Origin of the sequence: Kitasatospora sp. NPDC091257 (assembly GCF_044757675.1) — a bacterium.
GTDB classification, from domain to species: domain Bacteria; phylum Actinomycetota; class Actinomycetes; order Streptomycetales; family Streptomycetaceae; genus Kitasatospora; species Kitasatospora lactacystinica.
On the sequence record NZ_JBIVVI010000262.1, the window covers coordinates 1 to 8,602 of the forward strand.

At 74.3% G+C, this 8,602-nt stretch carries 8 protein-coding genes; 6 read left to right on the forward strand and 2 right to left on the reverse strand.

The window, feature by feature from the left end; genetic code table 11:
• Window positions 1–634: 634 nt before the first annotated feature.
• The 3 genes from ACIQOV_RS14910 to ACIQOV_RS14920 all read left to right on the forward strand — a co-directional run bounded on the left by ACIQOV_RS14910 (window position 635) and on the right by ACIQOV_RS14920 (window position 2,278).
• Window positions 635–1,045: a roadblock/LC7 domain-containing protein gene (locus tag ACIQOV_RS14910; RefSeq protein WP_401048660.1), complete on the forward strand. Its 411-nt coding sequence runs from the start codon at window positions 635–637 to the stop codon at window positions 1,043–1,045.
• Between the two features lie 125 nt (window positions 1,046–1,170).
• Complete coding sequence (locus tag ACIQOV_RS14915) at window positions 1,171–1,518, forward strand: DUF742 domain-containing protein (protein ID WP_387727801.1); 348 nt, start codon at window positions 1,171–1,173, stop codon at window positions 1,516–1,518.
• 187 nt (window positions 1,519–1,705) lie between these two features.
• Window positions 1,706–2,278 (forward strand): GTP-binding protein, encoded by a 573-nt coding sequence (locus ACIQOV_RS14920; RefSeq protein WP_401048668.1) that lies wholly within the window; start codon window positions 1,706–1,708, stop codon window positions 2,276–2,278.
• 130 nt (window positions 2,279–2,408) lie between these two features.
• Here the strand turns inward: ACIQOV_RS14920 and ACIQOV_RS14925 are convergent, their stop codons facing one another.
• Window positions 2,409–2,780, reverse strand: a complete 372-nt coding sequence (locus ACIQOV_RS14925; protein ID WP_401048662.1) for a hypothetical protein — start codon at window positions 2,778–2,780, stop codon at window positions 2,409–2,411.
• Window positions 2,781–3,141: 361 nt separating this feature from the next.
• Between ACIQOV_RS14925 and ACIQOV_RS14930 the strand changes: the two genes are divergently transcribed.
• Both ACIQOV_RS14930 and ACIQOV_RS14935 read left to right on the forward strand, forming a co-directional pair.
• Window positions 3,142–3,696, forward strand: coding sequence for an RNA polymerase sigma factor (locus ACIQOV_RS14930; protein WP_401048663.1), 555 nt, complete (start codon window positions 3,142–3,144; stop codon window positions 3,694–3,696).
• Window positions 3,697–3,793: 97 nt separating this feature from the next.
• Window positions 3,794–4,849 carry a hypothetical protein gene (locus ACIQOV_RS14935; RefSeq protein ID WP_401048664.1) on the forward strand — a complete coding sequence of 352 codons (1,056 nt, stop codon included), beginning with the start codon at window positions 3,794–3,796 and terminating at the stop codon, window positions 4,847–4,849.
• A 178-nt stretch (window positions 4,850–5,027) separates the two neighbouring features.
• On the opposite strand, the gene ACIQOV_RS14940 is transcribed toward ACIQOV_RS14935, so the two are convergent.
• On the reverse strand, window positions 5,028–6,485 hold the full coding sequence (locus ACIQOV_RS14940; RefSeq protein ID WP_401048666.1) for a cation:dicarboxylate symporter family transporter: 1,458 nt from the start codon (window positions 6,483–6,485) through the stop codon (window positions 5,028–5,030).
• Between the two features lie 353 nt (window positions 6,486–6,838).
• Between ACIQOV_RS14940 and ACIQOV_RS14945 the strand changes: the two genes are divergently transcribed.
• On the forward strand, window positions 6,839–8,602 hold a 1,764-nt coding region (locus ACIQOV_RS14945), incomplete at its 3' end, for an ATP-binding protein (protein ID WP_401048670.1).

Here is an 8,602-nt window from a genome sequence, read left to right on the forward strand (position 1 = left end):
TTAATGGACCCGGCCCCCCCCGAGATCTACCCGACTCCGACCCCTCTTGCCCGACCCGCCGCACCCCCTTCCGGGCCTCCGGCGCCCGGGAGGCCGGTCCGGCTGCGGACGGGCGCGCGGGTGCGGCCGCCCGTCCGCAGTCCGGGCCGCCGCAGCCGTACGGCGCGGAACCGTACGGTCAGGGCTTCCCCGCGGAGCCGGTACCCGGACCGGCCACGGACGGTTCCGGCTCGGACGGCGTCCGCTCGCGCGGCCCCGGCTCGGACGGTGTCCGTTCGGGCGGTCACCAACTCGGTCAGGGGCCGGAGGAGTTGCCGCGCCGGACCCGCCAGGCGAGCCTCGCACCGCAGCTGCGCGAGGCCCCGGCCCGTCCGCCTGCGCACAGGCGCCGTACGGCTGCCTCCTCCTCCGTCTTCGCCTCCGCCGGGCCGGGTTCCGGGGACGGGTCCGGCGACGGCTTCGGTGCGGCGGGCCGCAGCCCCGAGGAGGCGCGGGCGGCGATGTCCGCGTTCCAGAACGGATGGGCGCGCGGTCTGCACCCGGAAGGCCGGCGGGACGGGAAGCCCGCCGACCCTCCGCAGCCGCCGCGGGCGCACCACCCCCAATCCCCGTCCCGATCCGAAGGAGAGCGTCCGTGATCGCCACCACCCACCGCGCGGGAGCGCTGAACTGGCTCCTGGACGAGCTGGTCCAGCGCGCCCCCGAGCTCCGCTTCGCCGTGATGCTCTCCGCCGACGGCCTGGCCATGGGCACCTCGGCCGGGCTGGCGCGGGAGGACGGAGAGCACCTGGCGGCCGTCGCCTCCGGATTCCACAGCCTGGCCAAGGGGGCCGGCCGGTACTTCGGTGCGGGCGAAGTCCGCCAGACCATGGTCGAGTTGGAGGGCGGCTACCTGCTGGTCGCGGCGGCCGGGGAGGGCACCTGCCTCGCCGTGTTCGCCACGTCCCGGGCCGACCTCGGCCTGATCGCCTACGAGATGGCCAGGCTGGTCCGCCGGGTCGGGGAGCATCTGAGCGCCCCGCCGCGGTCGGTGGGCGGCCGGTGAATCCGGTGCCCCGCCCGTACCGCGGGGGACATCCGGAGCACCCGAGGGCCGACCCCGACGGGCAGCCCCGCAACCCGCTCGCCGCCGCCCACCGGGCGCGCTGGTACGACGACGAGGCCGGGCCGATGGTCCGCCCGTACGCGATGACCCGGGGGCGCACCGGGGCCGGGGAGCAGCAGTTCGACCTGATCGCCGTGGTGGTCACCGAGCCGCCCGACCCGACGTTCCTGCCCGGCGTGCCCGAGCCGCCGGTCGGCCCGGAACAGGCGCACATCCTGGCGCTGTGCCGGGGTACCCCGCTGTCCGTGGCCGAGCTGGCCGCCGACCTCGACCTGCCGGTGGGTGTCGTGCGGGTGCTGCTCGGCGATCTGCTGACGGCCGGGCTCATCCGGGTCCGCCGTCCCGTCCCGCCCGCCCTGCTCCCCGACGAGCGCATCCTCCAGGAGGTCATCCGTGGACTCCGCGCACTCTGACCACCCGTCCGCATCGTCCGCCCCGCGCGTACCGTCCGGACCGTCCGACCCCCTCGGCCTGTCCGATCCGTACGGCGGGCCGGATCCGTACGGCGGGTCGGATCCGTACGGCGGGTCGGATCCGTACGGCGGGTCGGATCCGTACGGCGGGTCGGATCCGTTCGACGCCGAGGACCCCGACGGCACCGTGCTCGCGCTCAAGATCCTGGTGGCGGGCGGCTTCGGGGTCGGCAAGACGACGCTGGTCGGCGCGGTCAGCGAGATCCGGCCGCTGCGCACCGAGGAGCGGCTGACCGAGGCCGGGCGCGAGGTGGACGACCTGGACGGTGTGGAGCGGAAGACCACCACCACGGTGGCGATGGACTTCGGGCGGATCACCATCCGCGAGGGGCTGGCGGTCTACCTGTTCGGCACCCCCGGGCAGGACCGGTTCTGGTTCCTCTGGGACGAGTTGGCCCAGGGGGCGCTCGGCGCGGTGGTGCTCGCCGACACCCGCCGGCTGACCGACTGCTTCCCGGCCGTCGACTTCTTCGAGCACCGGGGCATCCCGTTCGTGGTCGCGGTGAATCGTTTCGCCGGGACGCGGGAGTTCGGCCCGGAGGACGTCGCCCGCGCGTTGGACCTGGATGCCGGGACGCCCGTGCTGCTGTGCGACGCGCGCCGCCGGGCCTCGGGCAAGGAGGTGCTGATCAACCTGGTCGAGCACGCGGGCCGGGTGCACGCCGCCCGGCTGCTCGCGGACGCCTCGCCGGTGGGCTGAGACGGTGGCGGCGGAGGTGCAGTGGGCGGGCGACGGACAAATGACAGATGACAGATGACAGCTTTCGAAATCTGTCAGCCGTCATCTGTCAGCAGTCGACCGCCGGTTCTGTCAGCGGTTCAACCGTGCCTCAGCTGTGCCACTGGAACACGATCCGCGTCCAGGTGGACCCGGGACACTTGCCCCAGACCGCCCAGGCCTCCGGTCGCGCGCCGATCCACAGGCCGGTGGTGTGCGAGCCGTCGGCGCAGTAGGTGATGGTGCGCAGTCGCCCGGAGTAGACGTTGCAGTAGCCCTCCCAGCGCCAGCCGTAGTTGCCCGTGATGACGCAGTGGTAGGCCTCGGACGTGATGGTGTTCCAGGCCTCGGCGGCCCCGGGGGTGACGGAGCGGGTCCCGGTCGTCGCCGCGGCGGCCGGCAGGGCGGTGGCCCCGAGTGCGCCGAGGGCGGCCGTGGCGGCCAGCCCGAACGTGGCGATCTTCCTGGCGATGCAGCCTCGCACGGTGGTTCTCCTTGCTGAGGGGTTCTCGTCGGGCGGGTGTCCCGGCCGTCGGGATGTCCGCGCGGTCCGAACGCGGATCGCGCGGTCCGAGCGAAGGTGAATTCCCGCCTCCCGTACGACTGGTGACGTGTTGCACACGAATGACTGCGCACAGTGAGACGACGAACTATGATGTGACCTGTGTCACAAGTAATCCGGTTGGCTCATGGTTCCTGCGGCCAGGACCGACCGGGTTCTCGGGGTGCCGATTTCCGGGGAGAGCGGCATGGCGGATTGCAGCGGTCGGAATGAGGGCGGCGGCGGACAGGAAAGGGACTTCGGTCCCAACGGGAGCGGCGGTCAATCGGCCGAATTCAACCAGGTGTTCACGGATCTGCTGCCCAGACTCCAGCAGGCGGCGGCCTCGCTCGCCGGCGGTCCGGCCGGTGCGGGGGACGTCGTCCACGACGCGTACCTCAGGATCGCCCGTCGGCCGGAGCGCTTCCTCGGCCATCCACAGCCGTACGCCTACGCGTTCACCACGATGGTGAACATCCTGCGCGACCAGTGGCGCCGGGAGCGCCGGCGGGTGTCGATGCCCGAGGTGCCGGAGACGGGCGACATCGGCGAGCGGGACCGGGGGCTGCCCGACCTCCGGGCCGGTGGGATGGCCGAGTTGCAGGCGCGGTGGGAGGTGATGCGGCTGCTCGGCTTCCTGACCGTCAAGCAGGCCCGTGCGGTGGTGCTGGTCGACCTCGACGGCTACAGCGTCGACGAGGCCGCCGAGCTGCTCGGGCTGCACCGCAGCACGCTGGCGGTCACCCGGCGCCGCGCCCACGGTCGGCTGCGCGCTGTCGTCCAGCGGGAGCGCGAGCGTGAGGGGGAGCGTGGTCGGGAGCACGATCGGGAACACGCGCGGGAGCGGGAGCGGAGCTGAGGGCGCGGCGGCGGGCGGGCGACCGCCGCGCCACCCCGACGCACCGAACCGTCGGCAAGTCGGCTCGGGCGCTGCCCCGGCCCGTACCCTGCGAATCGTGATCACGTACGAGGACGGCGGCCTGCGCGCACTGGCCGAGGACGGCCGCTGGCCCGAGCTGCTCGCCGCCTACCGGCAGGGCCGCGCGGCTGCCGTGGCGGAGGCGGGGGAGCAGACCGCGGCGGCGCTGACGGCTCCGCTCGGCCACCTGATCGCCTACGCGGCGCCGCCCGAGCTGGCCGTCCGGCTGTTCGACCGGGAGGGTGGCGCGGGGACGGCCGCCGGGGTGGCCGATCACGACGCCGGTCCGCTCTGGGAGGTGCTGGCGACCAGACATTCCTGGCTGCGGCTGGCCCCGCTGCTCGGTCCGGCCCCGGTGCGACGACTGGTCGCACACACCAGGGCGCTGCTCGGCGAGGACCTCTCGTACGCGGCCGAGCCCGATCCGGAGGGCGTGCCACTGCGTCTGGAGCCGTGGGAGGCGGCGGGCTGGGGCGAGACGGCCCGGGTGCGGGAGTACCTGCCCGGCGGGGGCGCGCGCAGTGCGCTGCTGACCCTGCCGGCCAGCCGGGAGGGCCTGGGCGAGGTGGAACTGCCCCCGGCGGCGCAGCCGGGTGGCCGGCCGGCCGGACCGCGGGTCGCCCGGGCGCTGGCCGGGCTGGGCGCGCTCGCGCCGTGGGTGCAGACGGCCTGCGTCCGCGGCCAGGCCCCGGCGGCGGCCGCCCTGCTGGCCCGCGACCGGCGGGTGGTCGGAGGCTATCTGCCGTTCGCGCTCGCCTACCCGGCGCTGGTGCGGGCCGCCGCCGTGGGGCGGTCGCGGGGCTGTGCGCACGGGCGGCTGGGGCTGTGGCGGGCGCTGGCGGCGATGGCCGGGGCGGACGGTCAGGGCGGTGCGGGCCGTACGGACGGTGCGGGCGGGACGGGCGGCGCGGACGGCGCGGACGGCGCGGATCGTGCGGGCGGGATGGACCGGGACGAGGTGAACGCGCTGGTGGCCCGGATGCGCTGCTTCACCTGGCAGGAACCGTCGGCCGGGCTGCACCATCTGCACATCGCGCTGGAGGACCCGGCCCGTGGGGTGGCCTGGGTGGTCAGCGGCTCGCAGGAGTTGTGACGCGCAGGCCGGACTGCCACCGGACTGCTGCTGGACAGCCGTCGGACGGAAAACCGGACCGAAAGCCGGACCGAAAGCCGGACAGAAAGCCGGGCGGAAAGACGAAACCCTGGTCCGGCGCCGATTCCGGGGGTTGGTGGGAGGCGCCGGACCAGGGAGTGCGGGGGTGCCGCCGGGCTCAGACGCCGACGGGGGAGGTCCCCTGAGGGGTTCCCTGCGGGGTTCCGTGGCCGGTTCCCTGGGCGGGGACGTCCTCCGGGGCGTCGGTCGTGGAGCCGTCCGCCGCGCCGGCGGGCCCGGCAGGCGCACCGTGGGCGTGGGCGTCGACCAGCGTCAGCTCGTCGAACGGCAGCTCGCCGGCCAGCACCCGCCGGGCACGTTCGGCGTCGAGCTCGCCGGTCCAGTGTCCGATGAGCACGGTCGCGACGGCGTTGCCCGCGAAGTTGGTGAGCGCGCGGGCCTCCGACATGAAGCGGTCGATGCCGACGATCAGTCCCACGCCGTCCACCAGCGCGGGCTTGTGCGACTGGAGTCCGCCCGCGAGGGTGGCCAGTCCGGCGCCGGTGACCCCGGCCGCACCCTTGCTCGCGATCACCATGAAGACCAGCAATGAGAGCTGCTCGCCGAGCGACATCGGCTTGTCCATCGCCTCGGAGATGAAGATCGAGGCCATGGTCAGGTAGATGGCGGTGCCGTCGAGGTTGAAGCTGTAGCCGGTCGGCACGGTGATGCCGACGACGGGGCGGCTGACGCCCAGGTGCTCCATCTTGGCGATCAGGCGGGGCAGCGCGCTCTCGGACGAGGAGGTGGAGAGGATCAGCAGGAACTCGCGGCCGAGGTACCTCAGCAGCGCGAAGACGTTGACCCCGGCGACCAGGCGCAGCAGCGTGCCCAGCACCACGACGACGAACAGCACGCAGGTGACGTAGAAGCCGATCATGATGACGGCCAGGCTCTTCAGCGCGGCGGTGCCGGTGGCGCCGACGACCGCGGCCATCGCCCCGAAGGCGCCGACCGGCGCGACCCACATGATCATCGACATGACCCGGAAGACCAGGCGCTGCACGTGCTCGATCCCGCGCAGCACCGGCGCGCCGGCCGCGCCCATCGCCTGCAGCGCGAAGCCGGTGAACAGGGCGACCAGCAGGGTCTGGAGGACCTTGCCCTGGGTGAGGGCGGAGAACAGGGTCTCGGGGATCATCCCGAGCAGGAAGTCGGTGGTCGACTGGGCGCCGCCGGCGGCCGCCTGGGCGTGGCCGGACTTGGCGAGCGCGGCGGTCAGGTGCAGGCCGCCGCCGGGTTCCAGGAGGTTGCCGACGACCATGCCGATGGCCAGCGCGACGGTCGACATGGCGAGGAAGTAGCCGATGGCGAGGCCGCCGACCTTGCCGACCTTCGCGGCCTTGGTCACCGAGCCGATGCCCAGGACGATGGTGCAGAAGATCACCGGGCTGATCATCATCTTGATCAGGTTGACGAAGCCCGTGCCGACCGGCTTCAGCTCCACGGCGAACCCGGGGGCGGCCAGACCGACCACGACGCCCGCGACCACCGCGGCGATCACCGCGATGTAGAGGTGGTGGGTCCGGTCCTTGCGTCTGGGTCCCGCCGCCGGGGCGGCTCCAGCGATCGACATCTGCGGCTCCTTTGCCGTGCAGTCCTGGTGGCCCCGGGGGGATGGGCCGCTCCGACTATGGGCCCCGAAGTGACGGAGGTCACGTTTGCGTTCATAGAGTTCACGAACGCGGCGGACGGCCCGGACGGCGGGCCCGCGAACGGTGCGGGCCGGGCGGGGCCCCGGGGTGTCCGGGGGCGTGGTGCACACTGGCAGGCATGTCCGAGCGCACCGCCCCCACCGCCCCGCGCCGCCGCTCGCACCGGCCGGCGGGCCGCGGAGTCCGGCGGCTGCCTCCGGGTCCACCCGGGCATCCGGCCCGCCGACTGCCCCGCCGACTGCCCCGCGGGCTGTCCCGGAACCTGGTCCGATGGCTGGTCCGACGCCTGCCCCGGCGCCTGGTCCGCAGTCTGGCCGGGCAGCTGTTCGTCGTCCAGGTGGTGATCGTCGCCGCCGTGGTCGCCGGTGGCGCGGTGCTCGCGTACCTCTTCACCGCCGATCGCGCCGAGGGCGCCGCCCGCCGCCAGGTCACCGCGGTCGCGCATGCCGTCGCGGACTCGCCGTCCGTCCGGGCCGCGGTCGCCGGTCCGGACCCGACCTCGGTGCTCCAGCCGTACGTGGAGCAGGTGCGGGCGGACACCGGGGTCTCCTTCATCACCGTCATGGACACCGACGGCGTGCGCTGGACCCACCCGCTGCCCGAGCAGATCGGGAGGACCTACCTCGGGCACATCGACTGGGCGCTCGCCGGGCAGACCCGCAGTGAGACGTACACGGGCACGCTCGGCCCGTCCGTGCGGGTGGTCGCCCCGGTGTGGGACGACCGGCACCGGGTGGTCGCGCTGGTCAGCGCGGGTCTCACGGTGGAGTCGATCTCCGCGCAGCTGAGCGGCCCGCTGCTCGCCCTGGTCGGCGTGGCGGTGGCCGCGCTCGCGGTCGGTGGCGTCGGCACCTACCTCGCCAACTCCCGGCTGCGGCGGCACACCCACGGGATGGGGCCGGACGAGCTGAGCCACCTCTACGAGTACCACCAGGCCACCCTGCACGCGGTGCGCGAGGGACTGGTGCTGCTGGACCGCTCGCACCGGGTGGTGCTGTGCAACGACGCGGCCCGGGAACTGCTCGGCCTGGCAGGCGAGTTGGACGGCCGTCCGGTGGCGGGGCTGGGGCTTCCTGAGGCTCTGGTGGCGGCCGTACTGGGGGAGGAGCCGGTCCGGGACGAGGTGCACCTGACCGCCGAGCGGGTCGTGGTGCTGAACACCTCCACCATCGGCACCGGGCTCGGCCGGGTGGTCACCCTCCGGGACCACACCGAACTCCAGGCGCTCAGCGGTGAGTTGGACTCGGTTCGCGATTTCACCGAGGCGCTCGGCGCGCAGGCGCACGAGGCCGCCAACCGCCTGCACGCGGTGGTCTCGCTGATCGAACTCGGCCGCCACGAACAGGCGGTGGAGTTCGCCACCGCCGAGCTCGAACTCGCCCAGCAGCTCACCGACCGGGTGGTCGCGGCGGTGAGCGAGCCGGTCCTGGCCGCCCTGCTGCTCGGCAAGGCGGCGCAGGCCGCCGAACGAGGAGTGGAGTTGACCCTCACCGAGGACAGCCGGATCGACGACGGAGTGCTGCCGCCCGGGCTCCCCGCACGGGACCTGATCACCGTGCTCGGCAACCTGATCGACAACGCCGTGGACGCCGCCATCGCCGGTGCGGCCGAGAGTCCCGTCCCGCCGGAGGTCACCGTCACGGCGCGGGTCGCCCGCGGCCGGGACTGCGAAGGGCCGGGCCGCAGCGTCCATGGCGACGGGGGCGGGGACGGGGGCGGGGATGGCAACGGCGTCAGCGGCGATGGCGCGGCGGCGGCCGGTGACTTCCTGCTGCTGCGGGTCGCCGACACCGGTGCGGGCATCGACCCGGGCGCGGTCGAGGACGTCTTCCGGCGCGGCTGGAGCACCAAGCAGGACGGCCGCGGGCACGGGCTCGGGCTGGCGCTGGTCGCCCAGGCCGCCCGGCGCAACGGCGGCACCGTCGAGGTCGGGCGGGAGCGAGGCGCCGTGCTCACGGTGCGACTGCCGCTGGCCGGACGGCCGGGAGAGGCCGTCGGCGACCGGGGGGAGTCCACCCGGCGGCCGGGGGAGTCCCCC